This window comes from Fundidesulfovibrio sp. (genome assembly GCF_058402725.1).
Window position 1 is genome coordinate 1 of sequence record NZ_JBZVFJ010000084.1, and the last position, 17348, is coordinate 17348.

Genomic DNA, 17348 nt, shown 5'->3' on the forward strand with positions numbered 1-17348 from the left:
CGCCGGTCAGGGCGACGAGTTCGGCCTGCTTGGGGTGTTCGCCCAGCCAGTTCACCTTGCCGGACTCGATGTCGTAGATGGCGCCCACGACCTTCACGTTGCCCGCCTTGACCATGTCGCGCATCATGGGGCTCTGCTTGAAGAGGTCCTCGATGGACTGCCAGGTGTTGGCCTCGATGGCCTTGTTGGCCAGGGCTTCGCCGGTCAGGCCGGGGTTTTCGGCCTTCACGCGGGTGACGGGGGGCACGATGTTGGCCACCAGGGCGGGGATGTTGCCATGGGCCTCGCCGCCGCCGATCACAGCGTTCACCGCGCCGCACTTGGTGTGGCCGAGCACCACCAGGAGGTTGGAGCCCAGGTGGTCCGCGCCGTATTCGATGGTGCCCGCGCCGTCGAAGTAGGTGACGTTGCCGGCCACGCGCACCACGAAGAGGTCGCCCACGCCCGTGTCGAACACCAGTTCCAGGGGCACGCGGCTGTCGGCGCAGCCCAGGATGGTGGCGAAGGGTTTCTGGCCTTCCTTGGCGGTCATGGAGCGGCGGAAGGGGTCCTGGTTGGGGTGGATGAGCTTGGCGGCCGCGAAGCGCTCGTTGCCGCGCTGCAGGCGATCAAGGGCCTGGTCCGGGGTGAGGGTGGGCTTGGGCGCAGAGGCCAGGGCCATGGCTGCGCACAGGGCCAGGATCAAGGCGGCGATGAGCGAAACGCGTTTCATGGGCAGTCTCCTCCGAAGGGGTTGTTAAGTTGCGTACTATCCTTCACAAACGGATTTTCGTCAAACGGATCGGGCTGCGACATGTGCTGACAGTGAAGGCATCGTCGCTTGGGCTGCCCCGATGCCGACGGGGAGTTCCTATGGCATTGAAAATACTGGATGCTTTGAAGCAGATGCTGGGCCAGGGGGGGGCCTCCGACAAGGCCCCCGTTGCGGGGAGCCTGGGCGAGGTGGCCCTGGCCGCGTGCGATCTTGAGGGTGTGGACGCGTCGCTAGCGCGCCGCCTGCGCCAGGGGGAGCAACTGGAGTTGCGCGCCCTGGAGGGGCAGGCCGCGGCCTGCCGGGGAGAGCGCGTGGTGGGCCGTCTGCCCGGGGAGGAGTCCGGCCGCGTGCTGGGACTGCTGGCTGGCGGGGCGCGCCTTGGGTGCCGGGTGGTTCTGGCAGACCCATCGGCCGGGCTGGTGCGGGTGCGGCTGTCGGTTCTCATGTAGGCCGCGAGCGGTGGTCCTGCAGGGCTGCACGGCGGGGCGAACGCATCCCGACGCAAAACGCCCCGGTCGCCAGGGCGTCCGGGGCGTTTGAACGTTGCAGGCGGCTGATCAGTGGGGGGAGTGGCTGTCGTCCGCCGCCTGGGGCTGGGGGGCCGGGGGCGGGGTCAGGCGTTCGCTGAGGGTCTGGATGAGCACGTAGAACACGGGCACCACGAGCACGGCCAGCAGGGTGGAGGCGATCATGCCGCCGAACACTGCCGTGCCCACGGCCTGCTGGCTGGCCCCGCCCGCGCCCGTGGCGAAGAGCAGGGGCACCACGCCCAGGATGAAGGCGAAGCTGGTCATGAGGATGGGGCGGAAGCGCAGCCTGGCGGCCTCCACGGCGGCCTCGGCGATGGGGCGGCCCTTCATGCGCAGTTCGCGGGCGAACTCCACGATGAGGATGGCGTTCTTGGAGGCCAGCGCGATGAGCAGCACCACGCCGATCTGGGTGTAGACGTTGTTGTCCATGCCGCGAATGTAGACGGCCACGGCCGTGCCCAGAAGGGCCAGGGGCACCACCAGGATCACCGAGGTGGGCAGTATCCAGCTCTCGTACTGGGCGCAGAGCACCAGATAGACCAGCAGGATGGCCAGGGCGAAGATGAAGTAGGCCTGGGAGCCCACGCGCTTCTCCTGGAAGCTCATGCCGGTCCACTCGAAGCCCATGGAGGATGGGAGCTTGTCGGCGGCCATCTGCTCCATGACGGTGAGAGCCTGGCCGGAGCTGAAGCCCGGCGCGGACGAGCCGTAGATGGAGGCGGCGGTGTAGAGGTTGTAGCGGGTGAGGATGGGCGGGCCGATGATGTCGCGCGCCGAGACCATGGCCCCCAGGGGGACCATGTTGCCCTGGATGTTGGGCACCTGGAGGAGGCCGATGTCCTTGGCGCGCAGGCGGAACATGGTGTCGGCCTGGACGCGCACCTGGTAGACGCGCCCGAACTTGTTGAAGTCGTTGACGTAGGCCGAGCCCAGGTAGGTCTGCAGGGTGTTGAAGAGGTTGGGGATGGGCACGCCGTAGGTGAGCGCCTGGGTGCGGTTCACGTCGAGCCAGATCTGGGGGGTGGAGGCGTTGAAGAGCACGCTCACGCCTTCCAGGGAGGACTGGGTGCGCCCGGCGATCATCATGGAGCGCGTGGCTCCCTCCAGGGCCTTGGGGCCAAGGTTGCCCTTGTCCTGCACCACCATCTCGAAGCCGCCCGCCTGGCCAAGGCCCTGGATGGCGGGGGGCACCATGACGAAGCCCATGGCCTCCTGCATTCTGGAGAGCCCGGCCTGGATGTGGCCCACGATGGCCTGCTGGTCCTCGTTCTTGGCGCGCTGGCTCCAGTCCTTGTAGACGGGGAACACGGCGATGCAGTTGGGCTGCGAGACGTTGTCCATGATGGAGAGGCCGCCGAAGGTGACCCAGTTGTCCAGGCCCGGGGTGGCGCGCAGGATCTCGTTGACCTTCTGGTTCACCAGGGCGGTGCGCGCCAGGGAGGAGCCCGGCGGCAGCTGCACGGAAACCACGCAGTAGCCCTGGTCCTCCTCGGGGAGGAAGCCCGTGGGCAGCTGCATGAAGAACCAGAGCGTGGCGGCCACGAGGCCGGCGTAGCCGAGCATCACCAGCCGGGAGTGGGCCACCATGAAGCGCACGGCGTGCTCGTAGAGCGCCTCGAACCTGCCGTAGACGAAGTTGAAGCCCCGGAAGAAGGCGTTGGGCTCGGTGGTGCGGGGCTTGAGCCACAGGGCGCACTGGGTGGGCTTGAGCGTGGCCGCGTTGATGGCCGAGATCACGGCCGTGGAGGCGATGACCAGGGCGAACTGCCGGTAGAGCTGGCCCGTGATGCCCGGCAGGAAGGCCGCAGGCAGAAACACCGCCGTGAGCACCAGGGTAATGCCGATGATCGGCCCGAAGAGTTCGGACATGGCCAGGATGGCCGCGTCGTGGGAGTTCTTGCCGTGCTCCATGTGGTGCATGGCCCCTTCCACCACGATGATGGCGTCGTCCACCACGATGCCGATGGCCAGGATGATGCCGAAGAGGGTGATGAGGTTCACCGAGAACCCCAGGCCCGCCATGGCCACGAACGCGCCGAGGATGGTCACGGGCACGGTGGTGGCGGGCACGAGCATGGCCCGCCAGTTCTGCAGGAAGACCATGATCACCACGAGCACCAGCACGGCGGCCTCGAAGAGGGTGTGGTAGACCTGCTCGATGGCCTTGTTCACGAAGCGGGTGGTGTCGAAGGGGATGGAGTATTCGAGTCCGGGCGGGAAGTCGCGGGCGAGCTCCTTCATCTTGGCCTTGATCTTGTCGGCCACGTCGATGGCGTTGGCTCCGGGCAGCAGGTAGGTGGCCATGCAGGTGGCGGGCTGGCCGTCCTTCTGGCCGAAGACGGAGTAGGTCTTGGCGCCCAGCTCCACGCGGCCCACGTCGCGCACGCGCACGATGCGCCCGGTCTGGTCGAAGCTCGACTTGACGATGATGTCCTCGAACTGCGTCACGTCCTCCAGGCGTCCCAGGGTCTGGATGGTGAGCTGGAACACCTGGTCGGGCGGGGTGGGGGCCTGGCCGATCATGCCCGAGGCCACCTGGACGTTCTGGTTGGAGATGGCGTTGACCACGTCCTGGGCGGCAAGACCCAGGGATTTGAGCTTGTCGGGGTCCAGCCAGATGCGCATGCCGTATTCGTCGGCGCCGTAGATGTTCACCGCGCCCACGCCGTTGATGCGCGAGATTTCGTCCTTGATGCGCAGGTAGGCGTAGTTGGAGAGGAAGAGGTCGTCGAAGCGCTTGTCGGGCGACTCCAGGGTGACCACCAGGAGGATGGCCGTGGACTGCTTGTTCACGGTGAGGCCCTGGCGCTGCACGTCCTGGGGCAGGCGCGGGATGGCCACGTTGGCGCGGTTCTGGACGAGCACGGTGGCGATGTCCAGGTCGGTGCCCACCTCGAAGGTGATGTTCAGCTGGTAGGAGCCGTCGGAGGAGGACTTGGAGGACATGTAGAGCATGTTCTCCACGCCGTTGATCTGCTGCTCCAGGGGGGCCGCCACGGTTTCCGCCACCACCTCGGGGCTCGCGCCCGGGTAGGACGTGGAGACCTGCACCGTGGGCGGCGTGATCTCCGGGTACTGGGCCACGGGCAGGCGCATGAGCGACACCGCGCCCAGGAGCATCATGACCACCGCGATCACGTTGGCCAGGACGGGGCGCTCGATGAAGAACTTGGAGAACATGGCGGCCCGCTATTTCTTGGCTTCGGAGGGGTTCACCGGCGCGCCCGGCCGGGCCATCTGCAACCCCGTGACGATGACCGACTCGCTGCCCTCCAGGCCCTTGTCGATCACGCGCAGGCCGTTGACGGCCTGCCCCACGGTGACCGGCTGCTGGCGCACCACGTTCTTCTCGCCAACCACCAGCACGTAGTGGCCCACCTGGTCCACGCCCACCGCGCCCTCGGGCACGGTGAGGGCGTCGCGGCTCTCCAGCGGCGCGCGCAGGCGCACGAAGAGGCCGGCGAAGAGCTTGCGCTCCTGGTTGGGGTAGATGGCGCGCAGGAGCAGGGTTCCGGTCTGGGGGTCCACGCCCAGGTCGTAGTAGTCCAGGTGGCCGCGGATGGGGTATCCGGTCTGGTCGGAGAGGCCCATCTCGATGGTCACGCGCTCGTCGGGCACGTCCTTGGGGGTGTGGTATTTCTGGATGCGCAGGAGGTCGCGCTCGGAGATGGTGAAGTAGGCGTAGATGGGGTCTTCCTTGATGACGGTGGCCAGCACGGTGGCCTGCCCGCCGGAGCCCACCAGGTTGCCCGCGTCCACCATGCGGCGGCTGACGCGGCCGTCGAAGGGGGCTGTCACCTGGGTGTAGCCCAGGTTGATGCGCGCGATGTCCAGGCTGGCCTTGGCCGATTCCAGGTCGGCCTTGGCGGAGTCGTGCTCGCGCTGCCACTTCACCACCTCGGTGTCCGGACCGGCGCGTTCGGCGAAGAGCTTCTTGGCGCGGGCCAGTTCGGTGACGGCCTGGGTGAGCCGGGCCTTGGCGGAGTCCACGTCTGCCTGGGCGCGTTCCACCTTGGCCTGGTAGGGCGCAGGTTCGATGACGAAGAGCAGCTGGCCCTTCTTCACGTCCTGGCCGTCCGCGAACTTGATCTGCTGGAGGAAGCCCTCCACGCGGGCGGTGAGGTTCACGGTCTGCACGGCCTGGGTGTTGCCGGTGAATTCGAGGTAGTCCACCACGCGCTGGCGCACGGGCTTGGCCACGGTCACCTCGGGCGGCGGCGGCGGGACGTAGGCGTTACGGCCGTCGCAGGCCGCGAGGGCGGCCAGGGTCAGGGCGGCGAAGAGGGCCGCGAGGGGCGTGGCGATCTGGCGCATGCGTGGGTCCTTGCGCCGGGGGGGGCCTCAGGCCCGTTCCTCCGGCCGGATGCATCGGTTTCGGGTTGGCGCGCCCCGGGTACGTCTGGCGCGCACGCCTCGTCAGAAATCGGGGACGTAGCGTCCGGGTCCGGCCTTGGCCGGGTCATCCTGCTTCGCGGGGCTTTCGCCCAGCAGGGAGCCCCACCAGGTGCGCCGTTTCATCTCGTCCTGGATGTCCTTGGGCACGGCGGGTTCGGGGCGTTCCTGCCAGCCGCCGCCCAGGGCGCGGTAGAGGCCCGTGAGGCCCAGCACGATCTCTCCCCGGGCCTGGGCCCAGGCGTTCTGCTGGGTCAGCTGGTCCTGCTGGGCCACGATGACGGTGGTGAAGTCGGTCTTGCCTTCGCGGTACTGCAGAAAGGCCAGCTCCGCGCCGCGCTTGGCGGCCTCGGCGGCCAGGGCCAGGCGCTCGGCCTTGACCCGGGACTGCTGGAACTCCGAAAGGCCGTCCTCGGCCTCCTTGAGGGCGGTGATCACCGCGTTGGAGTAGAGCAGCAGGGCCTCCTGGAACTTGGCGTCCTGGAGGCGGACGTTGTTCACGATGCGCCCGTAGTTGAAGAGGTTCCAGGTGAAGCTCGGGCCGAACCCGGCGGTGAAGCTCTGGGGCGCGAGCAGCTCCGCCAGGGAGAACACGCCCATGTTGGAGGAGAGCCAGCCCACGTTGCCGGTGAGGCTGAACGACGGGAAGAGGTCGGCCTTGGCCACGCCGATGGAGGCGCACTGGGCCGCGGCGCGGAACTCGGCGGCGCGGATGTCGGGACGCCGCCGCAGGAGTTCGGCCGGGATGCCCACGCCCACCTGGTCCGGGGCGCGGGGGATGCCCGAGGCCTTGTTGAGGACGGCGGCCAGGTCCGAGGGGGGCATGCCCAGGAGCGCCGAGAGGGCGTGGCGTCCCTTCTGGATGTTCTTCTCCAGCACGGGGATGGTGGCCAGGGTGGATTCGAGCAGGGTCTTGGCCTGCATCACGTCGCGCTCGCTGGTGGCGCCCAGGCGGAAGCGCACGTCGGCGATGTTCAGGGCCTCGGTCTGCAGGACCACGTTCTCGCGGGCGATGCGCAGCTGCTCCTCGCTGACGCGCAGGAGGGCGTAGGTGCTGGCCACATCGGCGGTGAGGCTCGCCAGGGCGTTGTCGTAGTCGGCCACGCTGGCGGCCAGGGTCGCCTCGGCGGACTCCACGGCGCGGCGGTACTTGCCCCAGAAGTCCAGCTCCCAGGCGGCGGAGAACCCGGCGTTGTTCTGCCAGAAGCCCAGCTGCACGCCCGAGTCGTTGGGGGGCTGGGGGGAGGTGGGGGTGCGCTGGCTGGCCTCGGTGAAGGAGTAGCCGCCCAGGGCCTGCTGGGTCTGGGGGAAGAGGCGGCCCACGGAGATGCCCAACTGGGCCCTGGCCTGGAGGATGCGCAACCCGGCGATGTGCAGGGGGATGTTCCTGGCGCGGGCCATGGCCGTGAGTTCGTCCAGGGCGGGGTCGGACAGGAGTTTCCACCAGTCGTCGGCCACGGGGAGGTCGGCGGTGGCGGTCTTGCGTTCGGCTTCCATCCATGCCGGGGGCGTGGACGCTTCGGGCTTGCGGAAGTCCGGGCCGACCTTCATGCAGCCGCCGAGGACCAGCGGGGCCAGGAGAAGGAAAAGGATGCGCGCGCGTGGGGGCATGGTCCGTCCAGTTGGGATTTCTGATGCTGCTTGCATTTCCTAGCACAGGTGGCATGGGGTGAGGCAAGGGCAAATAACAGCCCCGCTCGGTTTGACGCCATGCGCGGGCCCGGATATGAGCGGGAAGGAGAGAGACACGTTCCCTTCCGGACACAGGAGGCCCCATGCGAGGCATCGTCCCGATTCGCTCCGTGCTGCTGCTCCTGGCGTTGGTCTTCGCCCTGGCGACGCCCTCCCGGGGCGCTACGCTCCAGGACGCGACGCTCGCCGTCTACAACGGCCTCTACGCCCAGGCCGTGTTGTCCGCCCAGGCTGATCTCGCGCACCTCAAGGAGCCGCCCTCGGCCGCGTCCCTCTGGGACATCGACGCCGACGATTCCCGCATCCTGTGGAGCGGCACGCCAGGGCAAAGCCTCGTGCAGGTGACCACCTTCACCAAGGCCGTCTACTACCAGTCCTTCCGGTCCGGCCAGTCCGTCACGGCCGGGGCCGACCTCTGGGTGCTCCCCGCTCCCCAGATGAAGACCGAGGTGCCCGAGGAGGACCCCCTCACCGCCGCGCTCAATCCCCGGCTGGCCACCGCGATGTATCTGGGCCTGCCCCCGACCAGCGCCAACGACGCCGTGGCCACCTTCTGGGCCAGCCCCGACGTGCTGCTGCGCCCGGCCGTGGACAACGCCATCGACCGCCACGACCTGCCCGCCTCCTACCCCCTGACCCTCCAGACCGTCCCCGTGGCCTCCCGGTCGCTCACGCCCGCCGAGGCCCCGGCCCCGGGGTTTTCGCCGACCTCCAACTACGTGGAGTGGTTCCAGGAGCGCCAGAGCGCCATCTTCGACTTCTCCGTCAAGGGCGGCCCCTACCCCTGGACGGGCCTGGGCTACACCTACGACTGGAACCCCGCCGCGCCCGACGTGGTGGGCGGCAGCGAGTTCGTCGCGCCCAAGGGCAGCCCGCTGGTGTTCGTCTCGCTCACGCCCGTGGCCGACTATTACAGGAAGTAGGGCGCGCCGGGCGCTTTACAGCGCGGGCGAAGGCGGGTAGCCGGGGGCCTGGAGCGCCCATGAACGTCCAAGTCCTCATCGTCGACGACGAGGCCCCGGCCCGCGACGAGCTGGCCTACCTCCTCGAAGCCCACCCGGACCTGCGCGTGAGCCAGGCCGCCACGGCCCAGGCCGCCCTGGAACACCTGCGCCAACGCGGCGCGGACCTCGTGTTCCAGGACATCCAGATGCCCGGCCAGGACGGCTTCCAGGTGCTGGCCGAAGCCCAGGCCCTGCCCACTCCGCCGCTCTTCGTCTTCGTGACGGCCTTCGACCAGCACGCCATCCGCGCCTTCGAGGAGAACGCGGTGGACTACCTGCTCAAGCCCGTGTCGCCCCGGAGGCTGGAGAAAAGCCTGGAGCGCGTGCGCAGGCTCCTGGAGGAGCCCTGCCGCAACCCCTGGCAGGACGCCCTGGAGCGGCTGCTGGCCTCCCGGGGCCGCGCGGCCCTGCCCCGGCTGGCCGTGGAGCAGGGCGGGCGCGTGGCCATGATTCCGCTGGCGCGGGTGGTGCTGGTGGAGGCCGAGGAGAAGAAGGTGTTCGCGCTCACGGACCAGGGCCGCTTCGTCTGCCACTGCCTGAACACCCTGGGCCGCGCGGCCGAGCGCCTGGAGGGGCTGCCCTTCTTCCAGGCCAACCGGGCGCAGCTCGTCAACGTGGAGCGCATCGCCGAGTTCTCGCCCTGGTTCGGGGGCAAGTACCTGGTGGTCATGAACGACCAGGCCCGCACCGAGGTGACCGTGAGCCGCAACCGCGCCCGCGAATTCAAGCAGAGGGTGGGCATTTGAACGCGCTGATCAATCCCGAGGTGCCGGAACTCTTCCTGAACCTTTCGCAACGCTTCGGCCTCCTGCTGGCGGGCGGCTTCGCCATCATGACGGTCACCTCCATCGACAAGCTGGGGCCACGGCGCGACAGGCCCCTGTGGGCCACGCTGCTGCTGGTGGCGATGTTCGGCGTGTTCGGGGTGCTGGGAACCTACACGGGCAACGCGGTGTTCAAGTCCTTCGCCAACCTGCGGGCCATGGTGGTGGTCACGGCCGGGCTGTTCGGCGGCCCGGGCGTGGGCTTCGGCGTGGGGTTCATCGCCGGGGCGCACCGCTACCTCATCGACATCGGCGGCTTCTCGGCCCTGCCTTGCGGGCTGGCCACGCTCATCGAGGGCACGGCGGCCGGGCTCCTGGCCGCGCGCCTCACGGGGAACCGCCTGGACTGGCGGCTGGCCATGGGCCTCTGCCTGGCGGGCGAGACCCTGCACATGGGCCTGGTGCTCGCCTTCTCCCAGCCCCTCTCCGAAGCCGTGGCCCTGGTGCGCGTGATCGCCCTGCCCATGATCGTCTTCAACTCCCTTGGCGCGGCCCTCTTCGTGAAGGCCCTGGACCTCCAGATGCGCTTCCGCCAGGCCCAGAACCGCGACCTGGCCCGCCAGATCCTCTCCATCGCCAACCAGACCGTGGCCCATCTGCGCGCCGGGCTCACCGCCGAGACGGCCCGGGCCACGGCGGACATCATCCTGCGCGAGGCCCAGGTGGCCGCCGTGGCCGTCACCTCGGGCCAGACCATCCTGGCCCACGTGGGCGAAGGCCAGGACCACCACCTCTCCGGAGGCATGGTGCGCACCGCTGCCACGCGGCGGGTGGTCGAGTCCGGCGAGCCCCTCTTCGTGCGCGACCGCCAGGGCATCGACTGCTCCCAGCGCGGCTGCCCCCTCTCCGAGGCCATCATCGTGCCCCTGCGCAAGGGGCCGGAGATCCTGGGCTGCCTGAAGATCTACGGCACCGGCCGACGCCCCCTGGACGAGACGCTCTTCGAGCTGGCCAAGGGCCTGGCCGACCTCTTCTCCACCCAGCTGGAGCTGGAGGACATCGGCATCAAGAACCAGCTGCTGGCCCAGGCCGAGATCGGCCGCCTCCAGGCCCAGATCAACCCGCACTTCCTCTTCAACTCGCTCAACACCATCGCCAGCTTCTGCCGCACGGCCCCGGCCCAGGCCAGGGAGCTGCTTCTGGACCTCTCGCGCTACATGCGGCGCAATCTGGACTCCAGCCGGGGGCTCATCCGCCTCTGCGACGAGGTGGACCAGACCCGGGCCTACCTGGCCATCGAGCAGGCCCGCTTCGGCGAGCGCATCCGCGCCGAGATCGACCTGGCGCCCGGCGCGGAGGAGTGCCTCGTGCCGCCCCTGATCATCCAGCCCCTGGTGGAGAACGCCGTGCGCCACGGCATCCTCTGCAAGGAGGAGGGCGGGGTGGTGCGCCTGCGCGCCCGGCGCGAGAACGGCGAACTGCTGGTGGAAGTGGCCGACGACGGCGCGGGCATGGACGCCGCCCAGGTGCTCGCCATCCAGACCCGCGGCGGCGCGGAATCCCTCTGCGAGGGCGTGGGCGCGCGCAACTCCAACCAGCGCCTCGTTCAACTCTACGGCCCGGCCCACGCCCTGCGCGTGGAGAGCGCCCCGGGCGCGGGGACTAGCATCAGCCTGAGGATTCCGCAGGGAACGGGATGACCAGAGGGGTAAGTTTCAAGGGAATCTGTCAAGAGGGGGGATGTTTTTTTCTGAATATTTAGTGTACGTGATTTCGGGGTGTTACTGTGTGCCCGGGGGGTAATTTTTGAAAGCGGGCTTGCCAATGATAGCACGGATGCTACTATTCTTCTTGTCCCTTGTTGGGATGATGGAGAAACCGAGTGAATAAATTTGAATCAATTCTCAGATTGATCTTTGCCGTTCCTACCAGTTCAAAGGTGCAGTACAAGGAAGTCAGAGCGTTGCTTGTTCATCTCGGTGCGGAAGTGCGCGAAGGCTCCGGGTCACGTGTCAAGTTTCATTTTGCAGGCATCGGCGGCGGAAGAGTTTTGAGCTTGCACAGACCGCATGCCAAGGAGCTGTGCAAAGCTGCTGTTGAGGATGTTAGGGATGTTCTTATGGAGTTGGGATTGTCCAGGTAATTCTTCTGAGCTGTCCGCAGGTGTTATTATGAGAGCAAATTCAAGTTTTTATTCGCGTGGGTCAGATCTTATGCAGTACGGCGAGTATTTTGGCACAGTTGAATTTGATCTTGAAGAGAAACGCATATACGGACGTGTTCTCGGGATCAACGACAAGATCAGTTACGAAGGGTCTGATCTCGAATCATTGGAACGTGATTTCCGTGAGGCCGTGGACGACTATGTGGCCTTCTGCCAGGAAAAAGGCAAGGAGCCCGAGAAGTCGTTTTCCGGAAAGATACTCCTGCGCGTGGACCCGGAGTTACATGGCCAGGTGGCCGCAGCAGCCCAGCGGAGCGGGATGAGCATCAACGCCTGGCTCAATGAGACCCTGCGCGCTTCGATTGCAGTACACCCGCGATCCTGAACCTGGATGCCAGGGAAACTCCAGGTCCGGTCCAGCGTTTGCCCTGCCGGACACTTCATCCCTCCCATCCGCTCTTTCATTCCCCTGATCGTCCCTTTCGCGCGCAAACCGGGGCGCGTCGCGCCCGGAGCGTGCATGTTCGGCCCATCTCAAGCGGAGGAGGTCCGGCATGAACGCTCTGACCCTGGTGTTTGCGTCCCTCTGCCTCTTCGCCATCGGCTACCGCTTCTACGGCTTGTTCATAGCCAGGAAGGTGCTGGGGGCGAACGAGGCCAGGCTCACCCCGGCCATCAAGATGGCCGACGGCGTGGACTATGTGGAAACCAACAAATACGTGCTCTTCGGGCACCATTTCGCGGCCATCGCCGCCGCCGGGCCGCTGCTCGGCCCCGTGCTGGCCGCCCAGTTCGGCTACATGCCGGGCGCGCTGTGGATCCTGGTGGGCTGCGTGCTGGCGGGCGCGGTGCACGACATGGTGGTGCTCTTCGCCTCGGTGCGCCATAAGGGCCAGAGCCTGGCCTACATCGCCACCCAGGAAGTGGACAAATTCACCGGCACGGTGGCCTCCTTCGCGGTGCTCTTCATCCTGGTGCTCACCCTGGCGGGCCTCTCCATCGCCTGCGTGAACGCCATGTTCCACAGCGCCTGGGGCACCTTCACCGTGTTCGCCACCATCCCCATCGCCATCTTCATGGGCCTGTACATGCAGTACATGCGCCCCGGCGACGTGAAAGGCGCGAGCCTCATGGGCGTGGCCCTGCTGGTGCTGGCCGTCATGGGCGGCCACTGGGTGGCCGAGTACGAGCCCATGGCCAAGATCTTCACGCTCTCCAAGCCCGCGCTCTCGCTGGCCATCCCCATCTACGGCGTGGCCGCGTCCATCCTGCCGGTGTGGCTGCTCCTGTGCCCGCGCGACTACCTCTCCACGTACCTGAAGATCGGCACCATCGGCATGCTGGCCCTGGGCATCTTCTGGGTGCGCCCGGACCTCCAGATGCCCGCCTTCACGCAGTTCGTGTCCGGCGGCGGCCCGATCATCGGCGGCCCGGTGTTCCCCTTCCTGTTCATCACCATCGCCTGCGGCGCCATCTCGGGCTTCCACGCCATCATCGCCACGGGCACCACGCCCAAGATGCTGGACTCCGAGCGCAACCTGCTCTTCGTGGGCTACGGGGCCATGCTCACCGAGGGCTTCGTGGCCATCATGGCGCTCATCGCGGCCTGCACCATGGTCCCGGCCGACTACTTCGCCATCAACGCCGCCCCGGCGGCCTTCGAGAAGCTGGGCATGACCACCGTGCACCTGGACAGCCTGGCCGTGGCCGTGGGCGAGCAGCTCAAGGGCCGCCCCGGCGGAGCGGTGTCCCTGGCCGTGGGCATGGCGCAAATCTTCTCGGCCATACCCTTCATGCAGACCCTGGTGGCCTACTGGTACCACTTCGCCATCATGTTCGAGGCGGTGTTCATCCTCACGGCCATCGACGCGGGCACCCGCGTGGGCCGCTTCTTCCTGCAGGAGATGATCGGCCAGGTGGCCCCGCGCTTCAACGACAAGCGCTGGTGGCCGGGCGTGATCATCACCTCCATCCTGTTCACCTTCTTCTGGGGCTACCTGGTCTACACCGGGGACATCGGCACCATCTGGCCCCTGTTCGGCATGTCCAACCAGCTCCTGGCCTCGGTGGGCCTGATCATCGGCACGGTGATGATCATCCGCATTGGCAAGGCCAAGTACGCCTGGATCACGGCCGTGCCCGGCCTGGGCCTGGCGGGCATGACCCTGTGGGCCGGGTACCTCTCCGTGATGAACAACTTCCTGCCCAAGGGCCTGTACCTGCTGGCCACCCTGGCGGTGATCGTGATGGTGCTCATGGCCATCGTGATGGTGGGAGCGTTCAGGCGCGTGACGCGCCTGCTCAAGGTGCAGAAGACCGTGCCCGACCAGTACGGCGAGGCCGTGCTGGAAGTTGTCCCCGAGTAACAAGGCGCTCATCCCCGCAAGGGGATTCCTCCTGGGCCGCCGGACGCAAGTCCGGCGGCCTTTCGTTGTTTGGAGGTGCTTGACAAGTTACCATAGTGGTACAATATGGGCCATGGAGAAGCGCAAGCCGACCTACGATCTCGCCTCGTTCCAGGCGGCCGCAGGGAAGCCGGGGAAGCTGGCCGTCACCACCACGGCGGCCCGCACGGCGTTCGGGCTGGGGTTCGACAGGGCGGGGATCGTGCGGGTCTTGCTCGGCATGCAGAGACGGCATTTCGTGAAGTCGATGACTTCCAACGCCGACCATGCCCTCTGGCAGGATGTGTATTCCGTGCCCTCGGAGGCGGGGCAATTGTATGTGAAGTTCACGGCGGGCGTTCTCACCGAGTTCGTGCTGCTGTCCTTCAAGGAGAGAGACAATGGATGATCCGACCCGGTGCCCCCATGACGGCGGGCTCATGGAGCGAGGCGTCAGACCTGTTGAGTTCAGCTACAAAGGCGAGATGGCCGTGGTGGACATGCCCGGGTGGTATTGTTCTGTTTGCGGCGAGGGCGTGCACACGGCGGCGGACATGAAGGCCTCCGACCGCGCGCTGAACCGGCTGAAAGCCAGACGGGAGCGGCTTCTGGAAGCCGAGGAGATCCGGCGCATCCGCAAACGGCTCGGGCTGACCCAGGCGCAGGCCGGCAAGGTGATCGGCGGCGGCCCCAAGGCCTTCTCCAAATACGAAACGGGCGACCTGCTGCCGAGCCGCGCCGTGGTGAGCGCGCTCAAGCTCCTGGACGCCAGGCCCGAGGGGCTGGCGACCCTCATGTGAAGCTGCTTCGGTCAAGCCATGCAAAAGGCCGCCGGACCCACGCCCGGCGGCCTCCTTCATTCCAACTTCCTTCCGCTCGCCTCGCCTAGACCTGCCCGAACTTCCTCTTCGCCTCGATGCGCTTGGCGTGCAGGATGGGCTCGGTGTAGCCGCTGGGCTGGGCGCGGCCCTGGAGCACCAGCGCGCATGCGGCCTGGAAGGCCACGGAGTTCTCGAAGTCCGGGGCCATGTTCCGGTAGGCCGGGTCGCCCGCGTTCTGGCGGTCCACCACGGCGGCCATGCGCTTGAGCGTCTCGATCACCTGCTCCTGCGTGCACACGCCGTGGCGGATCCAGTTGGCCAGGTACTGGCTGGAGATGCGCAGCGTGGCGCGGTCCTCCATCAGGCCCACGTCATTCATGTCGGGCACCTTGGAGCAGCCGATGCCCTGTTCCACCCAGCGCACCACATAGCCCAGGATGCCCTGGGCGTTGTTGTCGAGCTCGCGCTGCACCTGCTCCGCCGTGAGCGAGCCCTTCTCCATGAGCGGGATGGTCAGAAGGTCCGCGAGTCTGGCCCGGCGCTTGCCGGTCATGCCCTTCTGCACCTCGAGCACGTTCACGAAGTGGTAGTGCATGGCGTGCAGGGTGGCCGCCGTGGGCGAGGGCACCCACGCGGTGTTGGCCCCGCTCAGGGGATGGCCGATCTTCACTTCCACCATCTCGGCCATCATGTCCGGCTTGGCCCACATGCCCTTGCCCACCTGGGCCTTGCCCGAGAGTCCGCAGGCCAGTCCCACGTCCACGTTCCAGTCCTCGTAGGCCTTGATCCAGGCGGCCTGGCGCATGGCGTCCTTGCCCACCATGGGGCCTGCCTCCATGCTGGTGTGGATCTCGTCGCCGGTGCGGTCCAGGAAACCGGTGTTGATGAAGATCAGGCGCTCGCGCGCGGCGCGGATGCACTCCTTGAGGTTCACGGTGGTGCGCCGCTCTTCGTCCATGATGCCGATCTTCATGGTGTTGGGGGCCAGGCCCAGGGCCTTTTCCACCGCGCCGAAGAGCTCCGCCGTGAAGGCCACCTCCTCGGGGCCGTGCATCTTGGGCTTCACGATGTACACCGACCCGGCCCGGCTGTTGCGGAGCTGGCCCAGGCCCTTGATGTCGTGGACGGCCAGAAGGCCCGTGACCATGGCGTCCAGGATGCCCTCGGGGATCTCCGCGCCGTCCTTGAGCACCGCGCCGGTGGTCATCAGGTGTCCCACGTTGCGCACCAGGAGCAGGCTGCGCCCGGGCAGGCTGAAGGCCTTGCCGTCGGGAGAGAAGTAGGCGCGGTCCGGGTTGAGGCGGCGCTCCACGGTTTTGCCTGCCTTGGCGAAGCTGGCGCTGAGGCTGCCGTTGAAGAGCCCGAGGATGTTGGCGTAGGCCTGTGCCTTGTCGGGGCCGTCCACGCAGGCCACGGAGTCCTCGCAGTCGAGGATGGTGGTCACTGCGGACTCGAGCGCCACGTCCTTCACCCCGGCGGGATGGGCCTTGCCCACGGGGTGGGCGCGGTCGATGCGGATTTCGCAGTGCAGGCCGTGGTTGGCCAGCAGCACCACCGAGGGTTCGGGCGCGCCCGCGTAGCCCTTGAACAGGGAGGGATCGGCCAGGCCGGTGGACGCGCCGTCCGTGAGGCCCACCACGAGCCTGCCGCCCTCGACCTTGTAGGAGGCGGCCTGGGCGTGGGAGCCCTTGGCCAGGGGGAAGGCCTTGTCCAGGAACTGGGCGGCCCGGGCCACCACGGCCTCGCCGCGCTTGGGATTGTAGGCGAGGCCCTTCTCCAGTCCGGGGCTTTCGGGGATCACGTCCGTGCCGTAGAGGGCGTCGTAGAGGCTGCCCCAGCGGGCGTTGGCCGCGTTGAGGGCGTAGCGCGCGTTGGTGACGGGCACCACCAGCTGCGGCCCGGCAACGGAGGATATTTCGGGGTCGACGCCGGTGGTCTCGATGGCGAAGTCCTGCCCTTCGGGGACCAGGTAGCCGATCTCGCGCAGGAAGGCCTCGTAGGCGTCGGGGTCGTGGGGCTGCCCGGCGCGGCCCTGGTGCCAGGAGTCGATGGCCTGCTGCAGGGCGTCGCGTTTGGCCAGCAGTTCGCGGTTGCGCGGGGCCAGGCGGTCCAGGATGTCCGCCAGGGACTTCCAGAAATCCGGGGCGTCCACGCCGGTCCCCTGGCAGTCCTTGGCGATGAGTTCGGCCAGGGGGTTGGACACGTCGAGACCGGAGATGTGAACACGCTCGCTCATGGATTGCTCCTCTTGGAAGGGTGGGGTTGGCGGCGGGCTTCCGGCGTCCCGGAATCCCGCGTCTGGGGGTGCGGCCCGGGGGCGTGGCCCATCTGGGCGGAAATGTCGGCGGCGGCTCGGATCACCAGCGCGCCCAGTCCGGGCAGGCGTTCGGGGGTGAGCCGGGCGCTGGGGCCGGAGACGCTCAGGGCGCCGGCCGGGAGCCCTCCGGCCTGTCGGATGAGGGCGGCGGCGCAGCGCACGCCGGTCTCCATCTCCTCGTCGTCCACGGCATAGCCTTGGCGGCGCACGGTTTCGAGCTCCTCGCGGAAGTCCCCGGCGTCCAGGATGGTGCGCGGCGTGCGCGCCGTGCGCGGGGAGGACTCGAAGCGCTCCATGGCCTTGTCCGGGGGCAGGGAGGCCAGGTAGGCCTTGCCCACCCCGGAGCAGGAGAGGGGCACGCGCGCGCCCACGCGGGTGAACAGGCGCAGCATGGAGCGCGTGGCGCACTCCTGCTCCACGTAGACGGCCTCGTCGGCGTCGAAGACCACCAGGTTGACGGCCTCGCCGGTCTCGCGGGTGTACTGCAATCGAAGCGCGCAGGGTCTCATTGAGCCAGGCGTTGATG

At 67.8% G+C, this 17348-nt stretch carries 15 protein-coding genes; 9 read left to right on the forward strand and 6 right to left on the reverse strand.

The features are described 5' to 3' along the window. Window positions 1–712, reverse strand: a 712-nt coding sequence (locus tag ACV4UX_RS11865) for a carbonic anhydrase (RefSeq protein WP_491593489.1), incomplete at its 3' end; no start/stop codon positions are given. A 140-nt stretch (window positions 713–852) separates the two neighbouring features. On the opposite strand from ACV4UX_RS11865, the gene ACV4UX_RS11870 reads away from it, so the two are divergent. Further along, window positions 853–1203, forward strand: a complete 351-nt coding sequence (locus ACV4UX_RS11870) for a hypothetical protein (RefSeq protein WP_491593490.1) — start codon at window positions 853–855, stop codon at window positions 1201–1203. 108 nt (window positions 1204–1311) lie between these two features. Here the strand turns inward: ACV4UX_RS11870 and ACV4UX_RS11875 are convergent, their stop codons facing one another. The 3 genes from ACV4UX_RS11875 to ACV4UX_RS11885 form a co-directional block, all read right to left on the reverse strand. Then, window positions 1312–4464 carry an efflux RND transporter permease subunit gene (locus tag ACV4UX_RS11875; protein ID WP_491593491.1) on the reverse strand — a complete coding sequence of 1051 codons (3153 nt, stop codon included), beginning with the start codon at window positions 4462–4464 and terminating at the stop codon, window positions 1312–1314. Window positions 4465–4473: 9 nt separating this feature from the next. Further along, entirely contained in the window at window positions 4474–5598 is a 1125-nt protein-coding gene (locus ACV4UX_RS11880) for an efflux RND transporter periplasmic adaptor subunit (RefSeq protein ID WP_491593492.1), read from the reverse strand. Between the two features lie 102 nt (window positions 5599–5700). Next, window positions 5701–7287, reverse strand: coding sequence for an efflux transporter outer membrane subunit (locus ACV4UX_RS11885; RefSeq protein ID WP_491593493.1), 1587 nt, complete (start codon window positions 7285–7287; stop codon window positions 5701–5703). 164 nt (window positions 7288–7451) lie between these two features. Between ACV4UX_RS11885 and ACV4UX_RS11890 the strand changes: the two genes are divergently transcribed. The 8 genes from ACV4UX_RS11890 (at window position 7452) to ACV4UX_RS11925 (ending at window position 14484) form a co-directional block, all read left to right on the forward strand. Then, window positions 7452–8291, forward strand: coding sequence for a hypothetical protein (locus tag ACV4UX_RS11890; RefSeq protein ID WP_491593494.1), 840 nt, complete (start codon window positions 7452–7454; stop codon window positions 8289–8291). A 59-nt stretch (window positions 8292–8350) separates the two neighbouring features. Beyond that, the gene (locus ACV4UX_RS11895) at window positions 8351–9118 is read left to right on the forward strand and encodes a LytR/AlgR family response regulator transcription factor (protein ID WP_491593495.1); all 768 of its coding nucleotides are present in this window, start codon (window positions 8351–8353) and stop codon (window positions 9116–9118) included. A gap of 86 nt (window positions 9119–9204) precedes the next feature. Then, window positions 9205–10836: a LytS/YhcK type 5TM receptor domain-containing protein gene (locus ACV4UX_RS11900; protein WP_491593503.1), complete on the forward strand. Its 1632-nt coding sequence runs from the start codon at window positions 9205–9207 to the stop codon at window positions 10834–10836. A gap of 182 nt (window positions 10837–11018) precedes the next feature. Continuing rightward, on the forward strand, window positions 11019–11279 hold the full coding sequence (locus ACV4UX_RS11905; RefSeq protein WP_491593496.1) for a type II toxin-antitoxin system HicA family toxin: 261 nt from the start codon (window positions 11019–11021) through the stop codon (window positions 11277–11279). 70 nt (window positions 11280–11349) lie between these two features. After that, on the forward strand, window positions 11350–11685 hold the full coding sequence (locus tag ACV4UX_RS11910) for a type II toxin-antitoxin system HicB family antitoxin (RefSeq protein WP_491593497.1): 336 nt from the start codon (window positions 11350–11352) through the stop codon (window positions 11683–11685). Between the two features lie 169 nt (window positions 11686–11854). Further along, on the forward strand, window positions 11855–13666 hold the full coding sequence (locus ACV4UX_RS11915; protein ID WP_491593498.1) for a carbon starvation CstA family protein: 1812 nt from the start codon (window positions 11855–11857) through the stop codon (window positions 13664–13666). A 112-nt stretch (window positions 13667–13778) separates the two neighbouring features. Continuing rightward, the gene (locus tag ACV4UX_RS11920; RefSeq protein ID WP_491593499.1) at window positions 13779–14093 is read left to right on the forward strand and encodes a type II toxin-antitoxin system MqsR family toxin; all 315 of its coding nucleotides are present in this window, start codon (window positions 13779–13781) and stop codon (window positions 14091–14093) included. Then, complete coding sequence (locus ACV4UX_RS11925; RefSeq protein WP_491593500.1) at window positions 14086–14484, forward strand: type II toxin-antitoxin system MqsA family antitoxin; 399 nt, start codon at window positions 14086–14088, stop codon at window positions 14482–14484. Before ACV4UX_RS11920 ends, ACV4UX_RS11925 begins: the two co-directional genes overlap by 8 nt. An 85-nt stretch (window positions 14485–14569) precedes the next feature. Here ACV4UX_RS11925 and ACV4UX_RS11930 read toward each other — a convergent pair whose 3' ends face one another. Then, a complete protein-coding gene (locus ACV4UX_RS11930) occupies window positions 14570–16741 on the reverse strand; it encodes a malate synthase G (RefSeq protein WP_491593501.1) in 2172 nt (723 codons plus the stop codon). Further along, window positions 16738–17348, reverse strand: a 611-nt coding sequence (locus ACV4UX_RS11935; RefSeq protein ID WP_491593502.1) for an IclR family transcriptional regulator, incomplete at its 5' end; no start/stop codon positions are given. The genes ACV4UX_RS11930 and ACV4UX_RS11935, both read right to left, overlap by 4 nt.